This window comes from Acholeplasma hippikon (assembly GCF_900660755.1).
Taxonomy (GTDB): Bacteria; Bacillota_I; Bacilli_A; order Acholeplasmatales; family Acholeplasmataceae; genus Acholeplasma; species Acholeplasma hippikon.
Map to the genome: position 1 here is coordinate 1,101,587 of NZ_LR215050.1, position 19,507 is coordinate 1,121,093.

Below are 19,507 nucleotides of genomic sequence, written 5' to 3' on the forward strand. Positions count from 1 at the left end.
GTGATATACTATATAGATTTATGGAGGTTAGGTGATTTAGAATGGAAAAACAAATTTTAAAAAAAATTAAATCATATGAATCAATTATTATTCACCGTCATACAAGACCAGATTTAGATGCATATGGATCTCAAATGGGATTGAAAGAAGTCTTAAAATTCAATTTCCCAGAGAAAAAGATATATGTTGTTGGAGACGCATCACCCTATCCATTTAATACAAAAATGGATGAAATTAGTGATGAAATTTATAAAGATAGCTTAGTCTTTGTCTTAGATACCTCTGTAAAAGCATTAGTATCAGATGAACGCTATACATTAGGTAAAGAGTTAATTGTTGTTGATCATCACTTAAACGACACAGACTTAAATCCAGATATTTTTTATAAAGATTCAAGTGTCATTTCTTGTGCAGAACTAATCACAAGATTAGCAATTAATAATGAGCTTATATTAAACCAGGAAGCCTCAAATCACTTGATTTCAGGTATAATTGGTGATTCCGGTAGATTTATGTATATTAAACCCGAAAACGGCTCACACGCATTTTTAATGGCATCAGAAATCATGAAACAACAACCGGATATTCAAAAACTTTATGACTTCTTGTATTTAGAAGATTTAGCAAGACGAAAAGTGAAATCAATGTTCCAAAGCTTTGAATTAACAGAAAACTTAGTTGCATATAGAATTAACTCAAAAGAATTAGTTAAGCAAAGTGGATTGGATTTTCAATCTGTATCCCGTGGTATGGTCAATCAAATGTCGGGCATTAAAGAAGTATTTATTTGGGCAAGTTTCACCCAAGATGAAAACGACCTATATATTGCTGAATTAAGAAGTCGCGGTATTTCAATTGTTGATCTTGCAAAAAAATATGGCGGTGGCGGACATGCAAATGCATGTGGTGCAACGTTAAAATCTATGGATGAAGTTAACTTAATGATAAAAGATTTAAATGAAAGAGCAGGAGAAAGAGCATGAACGTTCTAAAAGAAATTTATAAGAAGATTAAAAAACATAACAAGATTATTATTTATGGTCACAAGCGTCCAGATGGAGATTGTTACGGTGCACAATTTGGATTAAAAAATATGATTCAAAACGCATTTCCTAACAAAGAAGTTTATGTGACTGGTGAAACAAGTGAATATGTATCATTTGTTGGTACACCTGATATTATTGTTCCAAATGATTTAAGTGAAGACTTCTACAAAGATGCACTATCAATTGTTGTTGATACAGCAACAGCTGAACGCGTTTCTAACCAAAACTATAAGTTAGGTTTAGAAGTAATTAAAATTGATCACCATATTCCAATTGATCAATATGGTGACTTACGATGGGTAGACACAAACTTCCCTTCATGTGCACAAATGATGGCATACTTCTCAACAAAGATTAAAAAATTCAAGATTACTAAACCAGGAGCGGTTGCAATGTACACAGGAATCTTAACAGATACTGGTCGCTTCAAATATCGTGGTGTAACTGAATTAACTCACAATATGGCAGGTCTTTTACTAACTAAAGGTGCAGATGTAGAAGAAATTGACAAACATTTATCAAGCGAATCATTAGAAGTTATTAAGTTTAAAGGTTACGTATATGGTAACTTTATTACAACCGACAAAGGCTTTGTTTACTTAAAGATTACTGAAGATATTAGAAATCAATATAATCTTTCATATGAAGAAGCAAGTTCAGTTGTGAATATGTTAGGTGGTATTGAAGGATTCCCAGTTTGGGCAATCTTTATTGAAGATAAAGGCGAAATTAGAGTAAGATTACGTTCTAATGGACCAGATATTGATAAAGTTGCAAATCAATTTAGAGGTGGCGGACATGCGAAAGCGAGTGGAGCTACACTTTATAGTTGGGATGAATTAGATTCATTTATTAACGCAGTACACGAAGTTTTATAATTACTATTTAGGGGGTAGTAACAGATGAATTTCTTATTTGATCTTCCAGAAGGTTTTGATTTAGTATCAGATTTCTTAACGTTGGAAGAATGGTTATTTGTGATTGTGATTCCAATGGCAATTGTGTTTGGCGTCACATTCTATATTGGATTGGAAAGACAAAATGTTGGAAAAGCTGCTGGGATTTCAGCTCACGTTTTAGTTGGTTTAGGTGCATTAATGATTTCATTGGTACAACGTATTATGTATTATGATCAAATTAATGCCGGGCTTGACCCAGAAGGACAACGTGTTATTGCACAAGTTGTTTCTGGTATTGGGTTTATTGGTGCTGGCGTAATTATGAAAGATAACAAAAATATCATTCACGGAATAACAACAGCTGCAACTTTATGGTTCAGTGCTTTATTAGGTATAGTATGCGGTTCTGGCCATTTATGGGAAGGTGCATTCTTTGGATTATTTGTTGTTATCTTTATTACAATAAGAGATTTAAAACGAGGACTTAATCCACTAAGATCAAACAAAAATAGTATTGGTGCAAGATTAAATCCAAATAAAAAAATTACAGTTCAGGTTAGTGAAGAAGAAAAATGAAATTTGACACAATAGCAGCTATTGCAACACCAATTGGAACAGCGGGTATTTCAGTTATTCGTGTTTCAGGCGATGAAGCGATGGAAAAAGTAAACTTAATATTTAAGGGTAAGGATTTAACAAAGGTAAAAAGTCACACCATTCACTATGGTCACATCTTAAATGAAGATGGATCAATTTTAGATGAAGTTATGGTGAGTGTTTTTATTGCGCCCAAATCATTTACAAAAGAAAATGTCGTTGAGATTTCTACTCATGGTGGTGTTTTAATTACGCAAAAGGTACTAGAACGTGTATTAGATACTGGGATTAAAATGGCTGAACCAGGTGAGTTTAGTAAGCGAGCTTATTTAAATGGGCGTATTGACTTAGTACAAGCAGAAGCAATCATGGATTTAATTCACGCAACTAACGAAAATGCAATTAAGGTTGCTAACCGTGCATTGGGAAGAAAAACTTCTGATATGATTGAAAAATTAAAATCAAAAGTCTTAACAATGATTGCTCAAATTGAGGTTAACATTGATTACCCTGAGTATGATGATGCAATTGTGATGAGCAAAGAAATCATTTATCCAAGAGTGATTGGCTTAATTGAAGAGATTAATGATATTTTAGTTCATTCAAAAAAGACCCAATACATTAGAGAAGGTGTGAAAACAGTCATTGTTGGGCGACCTAATGTTGGTAAGAGTTCATTATTAAATGCTTTATTAGATGAAGAGCGCGCAATTGTTTCTGATGTAGAAGGTACAACAAGAGATACCATTGATGCATATGTTAACTTAGGCGGTATTACTTTACAGTTAATTGATACTGCAGGGATTAGAAAAACAGATGACTTTGTTGAAAAGATTGGCGTTGAAAGAAGTAAGAAAGCGTTAGAACAAGCAGAACTAGTTTTACTGGTTTTAGACTTAAGTAAAAATCTTACCGATCTAGATAAAGACTTATTAGAAGAAACAAAGAACTATAATCGTATTATCATCGGAAATAAAAAAGATTTACCTAAGAAGTTAGAAATTGAAACAGTTGTTGAGATATCGAGTTTAGCAAAAGATGGTTTAGAAAACTTAGAAAAAGAAATTCTAAGAACACTAAAACTAGATAAGTTAAATGATAAAGATTTCAACTACTTATCAAATGTTAGACATATTCAAAAATTAAAAGAAGCAAGAACTGCACTTGAGAGTGTGGTTGATGGAATTAACATGGATATGCCGGTTGATTTATATGCGGTTGATTTAACGCGTGCTTGGAACTTACTAGGAGAAATTTTAGGTAATGCCAATTACGGTGATTTATTAACTGAATTATTCTCTAAATTCTGTTTAGGAAAATAAAAATTAGCAATTATTATGTTATAATAATTAAACAAAAGCGATTGAAAGGGTGAAAAATATGAGTTATGTTGCATTATATAGAACCTATAGACCAAAGACATTTAGTGAAGTTTACGGCCAAAAAGTTGTTGTACAAACTTTACAAAATGCCCTAAAAAATAATAAGTTTGGGCACGCTTATATTTTCTCAGGTCCAAGAGGAACCGGTAAAACCTCAATTGCTAAAATTGTTGCTAAAGCACTTAACTGCGAGAAAGCACCAATTGCTGATCCTTGTGGAGAATGTAGTGTATGTAAAGGTATTGATAAAGGTGATGTACCTGATATCATTGAGATTGACGCTGCATCAAACAATGGTGTTGATGAAATTCGTGATTTAAGAGATAAAGTAAAATACGCACCAAGTGTTGGTAAGTATAAAGTTTATATCATCGATGAAGTCCACATGCTAACAACAGCGGCATTCAACGCACTCTTAAAGACACTAGAAGAACCACCTAAATATGTGGTTTTCATTCTAGCAACTACAGAAATTCATAAAGTACCTGCAACGATTCTATCACGCTGTCAAAGATTCGATTTTAAAAACATTGATTCTATTGATATTGAAAACAATATTAGAAAAATTGCAGATAAAGAAAATTTAAAAATAACAGATGATGCAATCTATGCGATTGCACAAACTTCTGAAGGTGGTATGCGTGATGCATTATCACTATTAGACCAAGTGGTTTCTTTTTCTGAAAATGAAATTAGTGAAGAAGATGTTTATAAAGTTTCAGGTGGATTATCAAAACGATTTATCACAGAACTTTTAAATTACATCATTGATTCAAAACCCCAAAAGGCATTAGATTTCTTAAACCGTGTATTAAGTGAAGGTAAAGACATCACAAGAATGGTTTCAGATTTAATCTTAGCTTTACGTGATATTCTTTTAGATAAGATTAAAGATGAAACAAAATATCCCGAACTTAAACACTTAAGTACACAAAGAATTTATGCTTATTTAGATATATTAAACAACTTGCAACAGGACTTAAAATATACAACAACTAAACGTGCATACTTAGAGCTAGCCATATTAAAAATGATTAATCATGAATCAATTAATTTAATTGAGCTAGAAACGAAGATTGACACGCTTAAACAGCAACTACATAATTTAGAGGATAAGCTAAATAAACAACCAGTAGTTGAAGTTGTTAAAGAACCAGTTAAAGAAAAAGTTCAAGAAGTTAAACAAAATAGAAAACCTCTTGTTACGGTAAAAGAAATTGAAGAAATTTTAAATAACGGGGACAGAGAGAAACGTGCTTTACTTAAAAAGGGCTGGGATGCATTAAAAGATTATGATCAACCACTCTTAAAAGGTGTAGCAGAATTATTAAGTGAAGGTTCATTAGAAGCAGTCGGCAACAATAAAATGTTAATTGTATATGATGATTTCATTTCTGCACATGCAATGTTAAAACCCGATGTAAAAGAAAAGGTTTTACAAATTATTAATAGTAAATCTAACTTAATTAAAGATTATACTGTACTTTTAAAACCAGATTGGTTAAGATTAAAGAGCGATTATGCTGAACAGTATAATGTAGGTACAACGAAACCTAAACTTAAACCAATAGATTTACATCTCTATGAAGTTTTCGAAGGAGAAACAGTAGAGGAACAAGCAAAAGATCCATTAGTATCATTCGCAGAAGAATATTTTGGAAAAGAATTAGTGAAAGTAGAGGAATAATTATGAATCCAAATATGTTAAATAAATTAAAAAAAATTCAAAAACAAATGCAAGATGCACAAGAAGAATTAGAATCAACAGAATTCACTGGTAAAGCTTCAGGCGTAACAGTTGTTGTACAAGGCACAAGACAAGTTATTGATGTTAAAATTGATGAAGCGTTATTAGATGAAGTTGAAATGTTACAAGATGCTATTTTATTAGCAGTAAATGATGCATTAGCACAAATCGATAAGAGACAAGAAGAAACAATGGGCCAATTCACTGGTGGTATGGGCGGTTTTGGATTCTAATGTATCCAAAAGTCATTCTTGATTTAGTCTCAGACCTTAAAAAACTTCCTGGTATTGGTGAGAAAACCGCTGAACGTTTAGCACTTCACTTAACCAATTGGGATGATGAAGATTTAAATGCGTTTGGAACACACTTAGTGGAATTAAAATCAAAAATTAAGTACTGTAATGTCTGTGGATTATTAACAGATTCTGAAACATGTGAAATTTGCAGTAATCATAATCGTGATCAACATACAATCATGGTTGTTCAAGATTCAAAAGACGTTTATGCAATCGAAAGAACAGAAAACTTTTTTGGAAGCTATCATGTCTTAGGTGGTCTAATCGACTTTTCAAAAGGTATCGAACCAAAGGATTTGAATATCGATTCTTTGAGTAAACGAGTTAAAGAAGCGAAAGAATTAATTATCGCAACAAATGGAACAGTTGAAGGTGAACTAACTGCCCAGTATTTAAAAACATTATTTCAAACAGATACAATTGCAATCACGAGACTTGGCTACGGGCTTCCTGTTGGTGCAGAATTAAAATATGCAGACCAACTTACCCTCATTAAGGCTGTTGAAAATAGACAAAAATACTAAATAATTCACTTTTATGAAAAAAGGTGTTGCTTTATTGCACACTTTAATATACAATATAGACGGTTTTTTTAGGAGGGTGTAAAATGGCTGACGTAAATATGAATGAATTGTCCTTGTTAGACATTATAGAAGAAATTCTTAAAAACAGTGCAGAGCCAATCTCCATTTATGAGTTAATTGAGACGGCTGCAAAACAAAAAGGATTAGATCCTGAAGATGTAGATGCAATGACTCAACTTTACATGGATATTACTTTAAGCGGTAAATTCGTTTTTGTCGGGGATGATAAATGGTCATTAAAAGATGGCAATTTAGAATTTTGGGATAAAGATGGATATGCATTTATTCAACCAGAAGAAATTGAAGAAATTGAAGATGATGAAATTGACTTCTCTGAGTTTAACTTAGATGATATTGAATCAGATGAAGAAGAAGATGACTACGAAGATGAAGAAGAACTTGATGAAGAAGTCATTGAAGAAAAAGCTTATGTTGACGTTGGATTAGATTTAGAATCTACTGATGAAGACGAAGGCTTGGATGACGTTGATCTAGATTTAGACGATGATTCTGACTATGATGAAGATGACTATAATGACATCATGGACGACTACGAGGATATGTACGACAATTAAGAGGTTTTTAGCCTCTTTTTTGTTTGATAAAAACATAATATTTCATTTTATAGGATATTGGTTGAGTTCTCATATATAGTTTGATAGAATTAATAAGGGCACACCTAAAAACGAAAGTCTCCTGTCATGGGAGACTTTTATATTTTTTATAATGATTTAAAGGAAGGCAAGGTTCGTTTCATATGGCGACAAAATTCATATTTGTAACAGGTGGAGTGGTATCTTCACTAGGAAAGGGTATATCTGCATCAGCAATTGGTCAGTTATTAAAGTCTAGGGGACTTAAAGTATTTACGCAAAAGTTTGATCCATATATTAATATTGATCCAGGTACAATGAGTCCATATCAACATGGAGAAGTTTTTGTCACCGACGATGGAGCGGAAACAGATTTAGATTTAGGCCACTATGAAAGATTTATTGATATAAATTTATCAAAAGAATCATCAGTGACAACTGGTAAAATCTATCAATCAGTGTTAGCCAAAGAACGTCGCGGGGATTATCACGGGGCAACTGTTCAGGTGATTCCACACGTAACAGATGAAATAAAATCAAAGTTGGTTGATGCAGCAAATCATTCAGGTGCTGATGTCATCATCACGGAAATTGGTGGAACAGTAGGAGATATTGAGTCGCTTCCATATTTAGAAGCAATTCGTCAGGCAAGACGTGATTTTGGTTATCAAAATACAATGTATATTCATAATACACTTGTACCATTCTTAAGAGCATCTAACGAAATTAAAACAAAACCAACACAGCACTCCGTAAAAGAATTAAGATCTTTAGGTATTCAACCAGATGTAATCATTTTAAGAAGTGAAGTGAAGATTGTTGATCAAGTCAAAGAAAAAATCGCGTTATTTTGTGACGTGCCTAAAGAAGGTGTGTTTGAATCAATAGATGTAGAAGTGCTTTATGAAGCCGTTTTAAACTTAAGAAAACAAGGTATTGATGATTATATTCTTAAACATTTCAACTTAGAAAACTCAAATGAACCTGATATGAAACCATGGGAAGATTTAATTTATAGAATTAAAAACTTAAAACATTCTGTAACGATTGGTTTAGTTGGTAAATATGTTACTTTACAAGATGCATACTTATCAGTATCTGAGTCATTAAAACACGCTGGTTATTTCCATAACACACATGTAAAAATCAAATGGCTAAATGCAGAAAAAGTAAATGATGATAATGTGAAAGAAGCATTAAATGGTTGTGATGGTATCTTAGTTCCTGGTGGATTTGGAGAACGTGCAACACAAGGTAAATTAGCTGCAATCAAGTATGCAAGAGAAAATAACGTTCCATTCTTCGGGATTTGTTATGGTATGCAACTAGCATCAATTGAATATGCTAGAAATGTTTTAGGTATTTTAGATGCAAATACAACTGAAATTGATCCGAATACTAAAAATCCAATCATTACGATTCAACCAGAGAACCCAGAAGATTTAGGTGGAACGTTACGATTAGGATTATTTGGTTGTGAGTTAAAAGATGGTTCAGTAGCTAAACGCGCTTATGGTGTAGAACACATTGAAGAACGTCATCGCCATCGTTATGAATTTAATAATACTTATCGTGAAATTTTCGAATCAAAAGATATGGTTATTAGTGGAATTAATAAAGAAAGAAATCTTGTTGAAGTGATTGAACTTCCAAAACACCCTTGGTATGTTGCAGTTCAATATCATCCAGAATTCTTATCTAGACCTTTAAGACCACATCCATTATTTAGAGATTTTATTGGGGCAACTCTACAAAATCACAAAATTAAATAAAAAAATACTCTAATTATTTGTATTAGTAGACAAATAGATATATAATATCTATGGCTAAAATCATATTCAAAGGAGAAATAATATGTTAGTATCAGCAAAAGATATGTTACAAAAAGCAAGAGCTGAAGGTTATGGTGTTGCTCAAATCAATATCAATAACTTAGAATGGATCAAAGCAGTTTTATCAACTGTTCAAGAATTAAATTCACCAGTTATCTTAGGTGTATCTGAAGGTGCAGCTAAATACATGGGTGGATACGAAAACGTTATGGCTATGGTTACAGCTTTAGACAAAGCAATGAAGATTACTGTTCCAGTAGCAGTTCACTTAGACCATGGTACTTACGAAGGAGCTTTCAAAGCTATTCGCGCTGGTTTCACATCAGTAATGTTTGATGGATCACACTATCCATTTGAAGAAAACTTAAAGAAGACTAAAGAAGTTGTTGCAGTAGCTCACGCTTGTGGAGTTTCTGTAGAAGCTGAAGTTGGTTCAATCGGTGGAGAAGAAGACGGAGTTATCGGTTTAGGTGAAGTCGCTGACATCGAAGAATGCCGTATCATTGCTGAAACAGGAGTAGATTTATTCGCTGCTGGTATCGGTAATATCCATGGTAAATATCCTGCAAACTGGCCAGGATTAAGATTCGACGTTTTAGAAAACGTTGCTAAAGTTACAAACGGAGTTCCACTAGTATTACACGGTGGTACAGGTATCCCTGCAGACCAAATTAAAAAAGCTATTTCATTAGGTATTGCTAAAATCAACGTTAATACTGAATTACAATTAGCTTTCGCAGCAGCTACAAGAGAATACATCTTAGCTGGTAAAGATTTAGAATCTAAAGGATTCGACCCACGTAAGTTATTAGATCCAGGATATAAAGCAATGAAGAAAGTTGTTGCTGAAAAGTTAGAAATGTTCGGATCAGTTAACAAAGCTTAATTAAAAATAACAACATTAGAATCGAGGAATTTTCATGCGTGATGAATTAATATATCACGAATATGCTTCTTGGAAATTAGAGCATAGTGAATTAATTAACAACTTAAAACAATTAGATTCGCCTCTAATTATCAGATTTGAAAATGTACTAAATGTAATAGATTACATGTATGATAAATTAATTGATGATCCGAAATATAGTGATGACGATCATGAGATTTTCGAAACTGGTTTCTATTATGTATATGATCAAATAGAAGAAATCAAGAAAATTCTTAAAGCGGTTTATAACAATGATTACTTAGCACTAAACCTAGATGCTAAGAGCGTTAATTTATTGCTAAATACAATCGATTTTCAAAATGATTTAATGAGTCAATCTAATGTCGATGAATCAGCAATGCAATTCTTCCTTGACTTTGAAAAAGAAGTTATAGAAAAACTAAACAACAAACAAAAAATTGAAGAAGATATGTTTAAACGTTTAGATGAAGAATCACTAAAAATCTTTAAGAAATTAAAAGTAAGCTATTATCCAATAGATACAATTTTCTTAGAAATTGCAGATGAATTAGGTATTATTTAAGGAATGATGTAAATCATTCCTTTTTTACTCATTTTAACGTTTTTCCTTGGAAATGAGTTACTAATCGGTTAAAATAGAATGTAGACGATAAATGCCTTAAAAAAGGCTTTAAAGAGATTTAAGGATGTATAAAAAATGATTAAATTAGAATTGTTAAAAATTAAACTTCAAGGTAGACTAAGATATAACATTTTTGTTGGCTTAGCAGCATTATCTGTAATGGGTATTAGTATTTATGATGTTATCTTTTTAGAAAATGACCCATCATGGCGTATATTCAGCATCATCTTAATTATTGCAGCTCTCATTTTATTGTCATTTAATATTTATTTTATTTCGACTTCAAGCAAAGATTTAAAAGATTTAAAAAAAGATAAATATGAAAAGGTAAACGCGAAGTTCATTTCATTCCAATCAAAAAATCTTTCTAAGAAAGGATACAATAAGGTAACTTATTCAGGCCAGCTCTTTAGAATCATAGGGACTGAAACAATGATCCAATTAGATGTAGATGATGTAGAATTAAAAGAAGATTACGTTATTGCCTATGGCAAACGTTCAAAAATCGGTGTAATGATTCAAAAATATAAACAAAAATAAAACTGCTATTTGAGTTAGTTCCCTTAAAACGGACAATTAAATAAAAAACCTAGAGAGAGCTTGTTTTCGATATTGAATCGGAGCGAGCTCTTTTATTTTCTTTTGTAATCTTACTTCATTGTAATACTTAATATAATCCTCAACTTTTAAAATCATTTCAGATTCGCTCATTTTATCGTTCAAATACACACATTCACTCTTTAATGAACTAAACCAAGATTCTATTGGACTATTATCCACACAGCTTCCTTTAAATGATGCACTCTGTTTAATGTTATTTTCTTTTAATAAATTTGAATACACTTGTGATGTGAATTGTGCCCCTTGATCAGAGTGAATAATTAATCCTAATCTTTGATGCTGCGGGACATCACTAATCGCCATTTTTACTGTATTTAACACGAAATCATGGCTCATAAATCTAGATATTTTATAACTTACTATACTTTTGTCATACATATTTTTTATTGCACATAGATAGAGTATGCGCTCTTTACAGAAAAGATAACTAATATCTATACTCCATTTTTCATTTGGGCGTTCTGTGGTAAAATCTCTCTTGAGGAGATTAGGTATCTTGATGTGTGGTCTAGCGCCCCATCTAAACTTTTTCTTCCTAATGATTGACTGAACTTGATTCAGTCTCATATAACGGTACACGGAATATCTTGTCAGGATGAGGCCGTGTACTTTTTATATTCATTTGGAGCCGCTCGATTCCTTGTCTTTTATCCTTAAAATATTGGTCTAATATAGTTTTGTTTATTGCTTCATTGTAGGATTTATATTTTGGCTTACCTAGGGCGATTCAATCATAATAACCGCTTCGTGAACACTTTAACCTTTGGCATAAATTCTTGATTGAATACCTACACTTTAATTTATCAATTATTTGATACTTTTCTTTTGATTCCTTAAGTAAGCTATCTGTTTTTTTATATCTTCATATACCTTTAACTCTTCAATTAATTATTCTTTACTCATATCTTCATACTTGATTGGTTGTTTAGGTCTACCTTTGTTTGGTGTTGTTTCTTTGGTTGCTATACCACATCTATCTACTGTTGTTCCAAATGTTTGATATTGTTTAACCCATCTTCGAACCACAGATGAATCTATATCTAATTGTTTTGCTAAAGTAGTATAACCACTTGATTTACCAGTTAGATAATTAATTACTATTTCATTTTTTTCTTCAATTGTATATTGTCTATGTTTGATTGTTTTTCTTTCTCTCATTTTCTTTCCTCCTTTAAAAACTATCTTAAACAAAAAATGGAGCTACATGCATTAGTTTGCATATAACTCTAGGCTTTTTTTATTATTGTCCGTTTTAATTAAATAGTTTCTTTTAGCAGTTTTTTATTTACAGAAACAATTATCCATATGATCATTAACCATACCAACAGCTTGCATAAACGCATAAACAGTTGTTGGACCTAAGAATTTAAAGCCCTCTTTTTTAAGTGCTTTACTTAATTTATCAGATATTGGTGTGGTTGCTGGTACTTCTTTTAAACTTTGATAATGATTAATAATAGGTTTATAATCTACAAAGGACCATATAAAATCACTGAAAGAACCATATTTTTTTTCAACGTTAAAATACATCTTCGCATTATGAATAGTGGCATCAATCTTCATACGATTTCTAATAATTCCCGTATTATTCATTAACTCATTTATTTTCGCATCATCGTAATGAATGATTTTATCAGGGTCAAAATGATCATAAGCATCTTCAAATGCTTCCCACTTATTTAAAATTGTAATCCAACTTAGACCAGCCTGTTGGCTCTCTAGAATGAGCATCTTAAATAACGCTTTTGAGTCATATAAAGGTTTACCCCAAAGTTCATCATGGTATTTTTTTTCCGTTTCACTTTGATTAGCCCATGCACATCGTTCCATATAATCACCTCATCGTTATTATACCAAAATAAAAGTCCCGCCTAAGGCGAGACTATTTTTATTGTATAAAGATTGTGTTAAATGAATAAGTTTGAGGTCTTAAGATGTAATTTGTAATTGTTACATAACTTGAAGATACTTGAGCTTTACCATAAACAACATAAACTAATTCAGGGAAATCAATAAAAGGATTTCTATTTTGTTGAATACCTTGAATACGATTGTTTCTAGTTAATTCAAATTCATTTACAGGGTCTTGTTCATGCCAGCGTAAGAACATGTCTAAGTTACCAACAACATCAATATTTAAATTATATCTAAGTGAGATATATAAAACGATTCTAGCAACATCACCAATATGTTCATCTCCAGGGTAGAATTTACCAGAAGATAATTTCCATTGACCACTGCCTGTACCATATGGGTAGTTCGCACGTGTTGAGTTGACTCCTACATTTGCTGCGCGAAGGTTATGTAAATCATATTCAGGGGCATTACCTAATTTTGAGTTTGGCCATACATGCTCACGATTACCATAAGCACCTAAGCCAGTATAAATTAAGTAGTGGCTGCCTTGCCATGCATCGGCTTCTTTAACTTGAGCAGTAGAACCGGTTGCTTTACCGGCTGACTTAACTAATTTTGTTACAGCATCTTTTAATGCAGTTCCAGATAAATCTTTTAGTGAAGTATAATAACCAGTAAAATCGTAATTGATATCTGGAATACCATTTGATACCCATTTACCATAAAAATTTAAATCTTGTGATACATAAATGAATTCTAGTTGTGAAGGATTTCCTGTGAAATCTTTATTAACATACCAACCAATAAAATCAAATCCTTCTTTATTTGTATTAGGAATGATTGTGATTGAATCACCTAATGCATATGATGATTTTTCTAGTAAGGTATCACCATCATAGAAGGCAATTTCATATGTTTCTTTTTGATTTTGTGGATAATCTGTGACTTCTTTAGTTTTTTGACAAGAAGTAAGAATGATTGAAAATGAGAGTAAGACTATAAGAAGTATTTTCTTCATTTAAGGCTCCTAACAATTATTTAGTTTTGTTTCTAGCATGTGGGAATAAGATAACGTCTCTAATGTTTGGAGTATTTGTTAATAACATAACAAATCTATCGATACCAATACCGATACCACCAGTAGGAGGCATACCATATTCTAATGATTCAACAAAATCAACATCCATTTCTGAAGCTTCTTCATCACCTTTAGATTTTTGTTCTAATTGTGCTTCGAATCTTTGACGTTGATCAATTGGGTCATTTAATTCTGAGAATGCATTTGCATATTCAGAACCCTTAATAAATAATTCGAAACGGTCAGTGAATCTTGGGTCTTGTGCATTTTTCTTAGCAAGAGGTGAGATTTCAACTGGATGACCATAAACGATTGTAGGTTGGATTAATGTGTCCTCAACGAATTCAGCAAAGAAGGCTTCAATGATATGACCTAATGTGAAGTGTTTTTCTAGTGGAACATTATGTTTCTTAGCTAATGCAACTGCTTCATTTAAATCATTGATTTCAAAGAAGTTAACACCTGTTTGTTCTTTAATTAAATCAACCATGTGGGCACGTTTGAAGTCTTTTAAGTGAATAGTTACATCATCAAATACAACATCATAAGTTCCTAAAACTTCCATTGCAACACTTGACATACATTCTTCAACTAAATCCATCATGTCAGTTACATCACCATAAGCCATGTAAGCTTCAACAGTAGTGAACTCAGGGTTATGTTTAGCATCAATACCTTCATTTCTGAATAATCTACCAATTTCATATACTCTTTCTAAACCACCAACGATTAAACGTTTTAAAGGTAATTCAGTAGCAATACGTAAGTAGAAGTCCATATCTAATGCATTGTGGTGTGTAACGAATGGTCTAGCAGCAGCACCACCTAAGATTGGGTGTAAAACAGGAGTTTCAACTTCCATGAAGTCTTTACTATCAAAGTAGTGTTGGATTGCTCTAATAATCTTAGAACGTAATTTAGCAACTCTACGTGCATCTTCATTAACAATTAAGTCAACATAACGACGACGTCTAGCCTCTTCTTTATCTTGTAAACCATGGAATTTATCAGGAAGTGGAGTTAATGCTTTAGTTAAGTGAATGAATTCATCGGCTTTAACAGTTAACTCGTTAGTTTTGGTTCTGAATAGAATACCTTTGATACCAACGATATCACCTAAGTCAGATTTTTTGAAAATATTATAAGCAAATTCACCAACATGGTCTAATCTAACATAAACTTGGATTTTAGAATCTCTATCTTGGATTTGGATAAATCCAGCTTTACCTTGTTCACGTTTTAAAATGATACGACCAGCAACAGTAACTTCTTGTTTCTTTTCTTCTAATTGATCGTGGTCAAATCCACCAAATTCGTTATGGATTTGAATTGCTGTGTGGCTTCTTACAAATCTTGAACCAAATGGATCCACACCTAAACTTCTAAGTTCTTCCATTTTTTCGCGTCTAATTCTTTGTTGTTCGTTTAAATCTTCAGGAAACATATTGTACCTCCTTAAATACATCCTTATTTTAATATATATTCCATGAAAAAACGATCAAACCGATCGTTTTTCTTCTGATATTAATTCATACATGTCAGCATCTTTACTTGGTGTAAGTGAGGTGATTTTGATTGAAATCACCTTTAAACCGAGGTGTAATTCAACAATATCACCGATTTTCACTGTTTTACCAGGTTTAGCTAATGAGCCATTAATATAAATTCTATCAGCGTCAGCAACATTTTTTGCAACTGTACGACGTTTAATAATCCTTGATACTTTTAAATATTTATCAATTCGCAACTTCAGTAGACTCCGGATTTTGATTATCCCACCATGCTAATTTACCAGTAGCAACGATTTCATCAATATCGTTACGAGTTAATGTTTCAACTCTAATTAAGTACTTAGCGATGTTGTCTAATAAATCTTTATTTTCAAGGATAACGCGTTTAGCTTCTTCGTAACAATCTGTAATAATTCTTCTAACTTCTTTATCGATTTCAAGTGCAACTGCATCAGAGAAGTTTTTATCTTTTAAGTAATCTCTACCTAAGAATACACTACCTTGTTGTGATTCGTATTGGATTGGTCCTAATGCAGACATACCATATTCAGTAACCATTGCACGTGCAATACGAGTTGCTTGTTGGAAGTCACCATAAGCACCAGTTGATACATCATCAAACATAATTTCTTCTGCAACACGTCCACCTAAAGCAGAAGTGATAGCTGCAAGTAATTCAGTCTTAGATTGAGTGAATTTTTCTTCAGCAGGCATATGCAATGCATATCCGCCAGCTTGTCCACGAGGGATAATTGTTACTTTTTGAACGATTGTTGCATGTCTAACTTTAACGCCGATGACAGCATGTCCAGCTTCATGATAAGCAATCATTTCTTTTTCTTTTGGAGTATATTTTCTTGATTTCTTAGCAGGGCCCATAGTTACACGGTCAGCTGCTTCATCAATATCTTGCATTGTAATAACTGTTCTATTTTCTCTTGCCGCTAGTAATGCAGCTTCGTTAAGCAAGTTCTCGATATCAGCACCAGTGAATCCTGGAATTCTAATCGCAACATCACTTAATTTGATTGATGGATCTAATTTCTTAGTTCGTGCATGAACCTTAAGAATCGCTTCTCTAGATTTTTGGTCAGGAACTTGCATTGTGATTTGTCTATCAAATCTACCTGGACGAAGTAACGCAGGGTCTAACACGTCTGGTCTATTTGTAGCAGCCATAATGATAATACCTAAGTTTGCACTGAATCCATCCATTTCAACTAATAATTGGTTAAGTGTTTGTTCACGTTCATCGTTTCCACCGCCTAAACCAGCACCACGTTGACGACCTACAGCATCGATTTCGTCGATGAAGATGATACATGGAGCATTTTCTTTAGCAGCTCTGAATAGGTCTCTTACACGTGAAGCACCAACCCCAACGTATAATTCTACGAAGTCAGAACCTGAAATTGAGAAGAATGGAACATCTGCTTCACCAGCAACTGCTTTAGCAAGTAAAGTTTTACCAGTACCAGGTGAACCAACAAGAAGAACCCCTTTAGGAATTCTAGCACCCATTTCAGCATATTTTCTAGGATTTTTTAAGAAGTCGATTAATTCAACCATCTCAGCTTTTTCTTCATCAGCACCAGCGACATCATCAAATTTAACTGTTTTACTTCTTGATAATTTAGCTCTATTCTTAGTGAAGTCTTGAGCTCTATTGTTTTGTGAAGTCATACTTCTGAATAATATAAACACCATAACCACTGGAATTGCAATCATTAAGATTGTTGAGATAATTGACCAAATATCGATTGATACATGTTCATTTACTTGTAATTCAATTGGTGTTGTAGGGTTTGCAATATTATAGTTGTGTACTGCTTCGTAAATTAATTCTAAGCGGTCACCATGAATATTAAATGTGAATCCTTTATAACCCTCTGGTGTATTTGAAACAGTAAATTGACCACTTACTTTGTAAATATTTTGATTGTCTCCACCAAGGAATTCAATTTCAATATATGAAATCTTATCTTCTTCGATAGCTACAAGTAATTCACTTTCTGTTAATGGATAAGGTCCTTTTTGCATATTGCTTAAAAGGAAGAAGAAACCAACAGCAGCAAGTAAGATTATGAAAATAACTAATAAATCTGAACGAAAAGGTGATCTTTTTGGATTTTTTTGTACATTCATATTTTGTTTCTATCCTTTCTATTTTTGATATACGCTAGGTTTTAACACTCCAACGTAGGGTAAATTTCTATATAATTCTTCGTAGTCTAAACCAAATCCAACGACGAATTTTTTAGGTATTGTTTTTCCAATATAATCTGGAACAAACTCAACTTTTCTACCTGCCGGTTTATCAAGTAGTGTTGCTACCTTAACTGATTTAGCGCCTCTATGAAGAAGTAGTTTTGTGATTGTTGATAATGTTGCACCAGTGTCAACGATATCTTCAACAATAACAACATCTCTACCGTTTACAGATGTTTCTAAATCATATTTAATTTTTACGTCTCCAGATGATGAAATACCACCATGATAAGATGATACTGCCATAAATTCCATTTGAGCCGGGATATCAATATATTTGACTAGTGAAGCCATAAATGGAATACATCCTTTTAATAATCCAACTAAAATTGGTGTTTTACCAGCGTAATCTTTAGAAATATGAGCACCCATTGATTTGCTAATTTCTAAGATTTCTTGTTCTGATACTAAGATTTCTTCTATATCTTGATGCATGATTTTTACTCCTTTATAGATAGATAAATTTGGTTTGAATCTCCCAATGTTTTGTTTATGTATAATCCAGGAATCCATAATATGGTTTCACTTTGATCAACCACAATAATCAGATTGTCACGTAAGTACTTTGGAACTTTCTTATCAATAAGGAAGTTCTTTAATTTCTTATGACCAAACGGAAATGCTAGTACATCCCCAGGTAATCTAGTTCGAATCTTAATTGGAAAATCTAATTTATTATAACATAATTCTATTGAATTATTAGGTGCTTCGGTTTTTTTGTGGGAAATATACAAATTAACGTTTAAAGTGTTATTTTGAAGTTCCGATAATTCCTTTAAGATTACCTCGTTATATTGTTTAATTAGGATATGTGTCTTATTTACTTTTATCTCAATATTCGGCTTTTTAGAAGATAATTGATTAATGATTTTATAGATTTTTTCAAATGAACGAAGCGCATTTGCTTGTTCTAAAAGATAACTAATGATATCAGTTTTGACAGCCTCATGTAGATTGTTAAATTGATCTAGATTGAATGATTTTGAACCATTTAAAAATTTTTTGGTTTCTGAGCGAATGAAATCACTTGCTAAATAGGTTTGTTTGCTAAAGTTTGCAAAATGAGATGCAAGGTCATTTTCTTCTTTCAAAATAGGCAAGACATTATTTCTAAGTCTGTTTCTAAAGTAATCATCAGATTTATTGGAAATATCCTCGTTAAATAAAATATTATTCTCATAGGCAAAAGTATAAATCTCATCTTTTGTATATGAAATTAAAGGCTTATGATAGATATATCCGTTGTAGTTGGTCTTTTCTCTAATACCAGAATAGCCTAATAGGTTAGAACCACGAATGATTTTCATTAAAACAGTTTCAATTAAATCATCTGAATGATGTGCAGTAATGATATCTTTTGTTTGGTATAAATCAGCTATTTCAGTTAAGTGTTTATATCTAAGTTCTCTTGCTTTTTCTTGAAAATTGCCATTTTTGATTGATAGTTTGATATAATGATAGGGAATTTTATATTTAGATGTCACACTTTCAACTAGTTCATGATCTAAAAATGATTCTGCTCGTTTTTGGTGATTGAAGTGAACTACAACAATATCGTAATGCGCTAAAATAAGTGCATGTAAAAGCACCATTGAGTCTACTCCGCCGCTTACTGCAACGATATATTTATTTTTCTTATTTAAATTAAAATGTAAGTTCATATG

The 19,507-nt window shown here is 32.3% G+C and carries 21 protein-coding genes; 12 read left to right on the forward strand and 9 right to left on the reverse strand.

Annotation, left to right across the window (positions count from 1 at the left end):
* Positions 1–41 precede the first annotated feature (41 nt).
* From EXC59_RS05425 to EXC59_RS05480, 12 genes are all read left to right on the forward strand, one after another.
* Positions 42–983 (forward strand): DHH family phosphoesterase, encoded by a 942-nt coding sequence (locus EXC59_RS05425; RefSeq protein ID WP_162164065.1) that lies wholly within the window; start codon positions 42–44, stop codon positions 981–983.
* On the forward strand, positions 980–1,924 hold the full coding sequence (locus tag EXC59_RS05430) for a DHH family phosphoesterase (RefSeq protein WP_035369838.1): 945 nt from the start codon (positions 980–982) through the stop codon (positions 1,922–1,924). The genes EXC59_RS05425 and EXC59_RS05430 overlap by 4 nt, the downstream gene beginning before the upstream one ends.
* 24 nt (positions 1,925–1,948) lie before the next feature.
* Positions 1,949–2,521, forward strand: coding sequence for an MgtC/SapB family protein (locus EXC59_RS05435; RefSeq protein ID WP_162164064.1), 573 nt, complete (start codon positions 1,949–1,951; stop codon positions 2,519–2,521).
* Positions 2,518–3,864 (forward strand): tRNA uridine-5-carboxymethylaminomethyl(34) synthesis GTPase MnmE, encoded by a 1,347-nt coding sequence (gene mnmE / locus EXC59_RS05440; protein WP_035369836.1) that lies wholly within the window; start codon positions 2,518–2,520, stop codon positions 3,862–3,864. Before EXC59_RS05435 ends, mnmE begins: the two co-directional genes overlap by 4 nt.
* Positions 3,865–3,922: 58 nt before the next feature.
* Positions 3,923–5,611, forward strand: coding sequence for a DNA polymerase III subunit gamma/tau (gene dnaX, locus EXC59_RS05445; protein ID WP_035369833.1), 1,689 nt, complete (start codon positions 3,923–3,925; stop codon positions 5,609–5,611).
* A gap of 14 nt (positions 5,612–5,625) precedes the next feature.
* Positions 5,626–5,904, forward strand: a complete 279-nt coding sequence (locus tag EXC59_RS05450) for a YbaB/EbfC family nucleoid-associated protein (protein WP_232034480.1) — start codon at positions 5,626–5,628, stop codon at positions 5,902–5,904.
* Positions 5,904–6,491 carry a recombination mediator RecR gene (gene recR / locus EXC59_RS05455; RefSeq protein WP_035369829.1) on the forward strand — a complete coding sequence of 196 codons (588 nt, stop codon included), beginning with the start codon at positions 5,904–5,906 and terminating at the stop codon, positions 6,489–6,491. The genes EXC59_RS05450 and recR overlap by 1 nt, the downstream gene beginning before the upstream one ends.
* An 83-nt stretch (positions 6,492–6,574) precedes the next feature.
* A complete protein-coding gene (gene rpoE, locus EXC59_RS05460) occupies positions 6,575–7,126 on the forward strand; it encodes a DNA-directed RNA polymerase subunit delta (RefSeq protein WP_035369827.1) in 552 nt (183 codons plus the stop codon).
* A 182-nt stretch (positions 7,127–7,308) separates the two neighbouring features.
* Positions 7,309–8,916, forward strand: coding sequence for a CTP synthase (locus EXC59_RS05465; RefSeq protein ID WP_035369825.1), 1,608 nt, complete (start codon positions 7,309–7,311; stop codon positions 8,914–8,916).
* Between the two features lie 82 nt (positions 8,917–8,998).
* Positions 8,999–9,862, forward strand: a complete 864-nt coding sequence (gene fba, locus EXC59_RS05470) for a class II fructose-1,6-bisphosphate aldolase (RefSeq protein ID WP_035369823.1) — start codon at positions 8,999–9,001, stop codon at positions 9,860–9,862.
* Positions 9,863–9,896: 34 nt separating this feature from the next.
* Positions 9,897–10,448 (forward strand): hypothetical protein, encoded by a 552-nt coding sequence (locus tag EXC59_RS05475; RefSeq protein ID WP_035369821.1) that lies wholly within the window; start codon positions 9,897–9,899, stop codon positions 10,446–10,448.
* 135 nt (positions 10,449–10,583) lie between these two features.
* Positions 10,584–11,048 (forward strand): hypothetical protein, encoded by a 465-nt coding sequence (locus tag EXC59_RS05480; RefSeq protein WP_035369819.1) that lies wholly within the window; start codon positions 10,584–10,586, stop codon positions 11,046–11,048.
* 36 nt (positions 11,049–11,084) lie between these two features.
* Here the strand turns inward: EXC59_RS05480 and EXC59_RS05485 are convergent, their stop codons facing one another.
* The 9 genes from EXC59_RS05485 to tilS form a co-directional block, all read right to left on the reverse strand.
* Positions 11,085–11,726 (reverse strand): IS3 family transposase, encoded by a 642-nt coding sequence (locus EXC59_RS05485; protein ID WP_331865029.1) that lies wholly within the window; start codon positions 11,724–11,726, stop codon positions 11,085–11,087.
* 291 nt (positions 11,727–12,017) lie between these two features.
* Entirely contained in the window at positions 12,018–12,287 is a 270-nt protein-coding gene (locus EXC59_RS05490) for a transposase (RefSeq protein WP_035368215.1), read from the reverse strand.
* Positions 12,288–12,410: 123 nt separating this feature from the next.
* The gene (locus tag EXC59_RS05495) at positions 12,411–12,959 is read right to left on the reverse strand and encodes a DNA-3-methyladenine glycosylase I (RefSeq protein ID WP_035368217.1); all 549 of its coding nucleotides are present in this window, start codon (positions 12,957–12,959) and stop codon (positions 12,411–12,413) included.
* A gap of 58 nt (positions 12,960–13,017) precedes the next feature.
* The gene (locus EXC59_RS05500) at positions 13,018–14,004 is read right to left on the reverse strand and encodes an endonuclease (RefSeq protein WP_051658917.1); all 987 of its coding nucleotides are present in this window, start codon (positions 14,002–14,004) and stop codon (positions 13,018–13,020) included.
* Positions 14,005–14,020: 16 nt separating this feature from the next.
* Complete coding sequence (lysS, locus tag EXC59_RS05505; protein WP_035368240.1) at positions 14,021–15,508, reverse strand: lysine--tRNA ligase; 1,488 nt, start codon at positions 15,506–15,508, stop codon at positions 14,021–14,023.
* Between the two features lie 54 nt (positions 15,509–15,562).
* The gene (locus EXC59_RS05510) at positions 15,563–15,811 is read right to left on the reverse strand and encodes an RNA-binding S4 domain-containing protein (RefSeq protein ID WP_162163870.1); all 249 of its coding nucleotides are present in this window, start codon (positions 15,809–15,811) and stop codon (positions 15,563–15,565) included.
* Positions 15,801–17,720 carry an ATP-dependent zinc metalloprotease FtsH gene (gene ftsH, locus EXC59_RS05515; RefSeq protein ID WP_162163871.1) on the reverse strand — a complete coding sequence of 640 codons (1,920 nt, stop codon included), beginning with the start codon at positions 17,718–17,720 and terminating at the stop codon, positions 15,801–15,803. The genes EXC59_RS05510 and ftsH overlap by 11 nt, the downstream gene beginning before the upstream one ends.
* Positions 17,721–17,738: 18 nt before the next feature.
* Entirely contained in the window at positions 17,739–18,278 is a 540-nt protein-coding gene (hpt, locus tag EXC59_RS05520) for a hypoxanthine phosphoribosyltransferase (protein WP_129614260.1), read from the reverse strand.
* Between the two features lie 5 nt (positions 18,279–18,283).
* The gene (tilS, locus tag EXC59_RS05525) at positions 18,284–19,504 is read right to left on the reverse strand and encodes a tRNA lysidine(34) synthetase TilS (RefSeq protein ID WP_035368220.1); all 1,221 of its coding nucleotides are present in this window, start codon (positions 19,502–19,504) and stop codon (positions 18,284–18,286) included.
* Positions 19,505–19,507 lie beyond the last annotated feature (3 nt).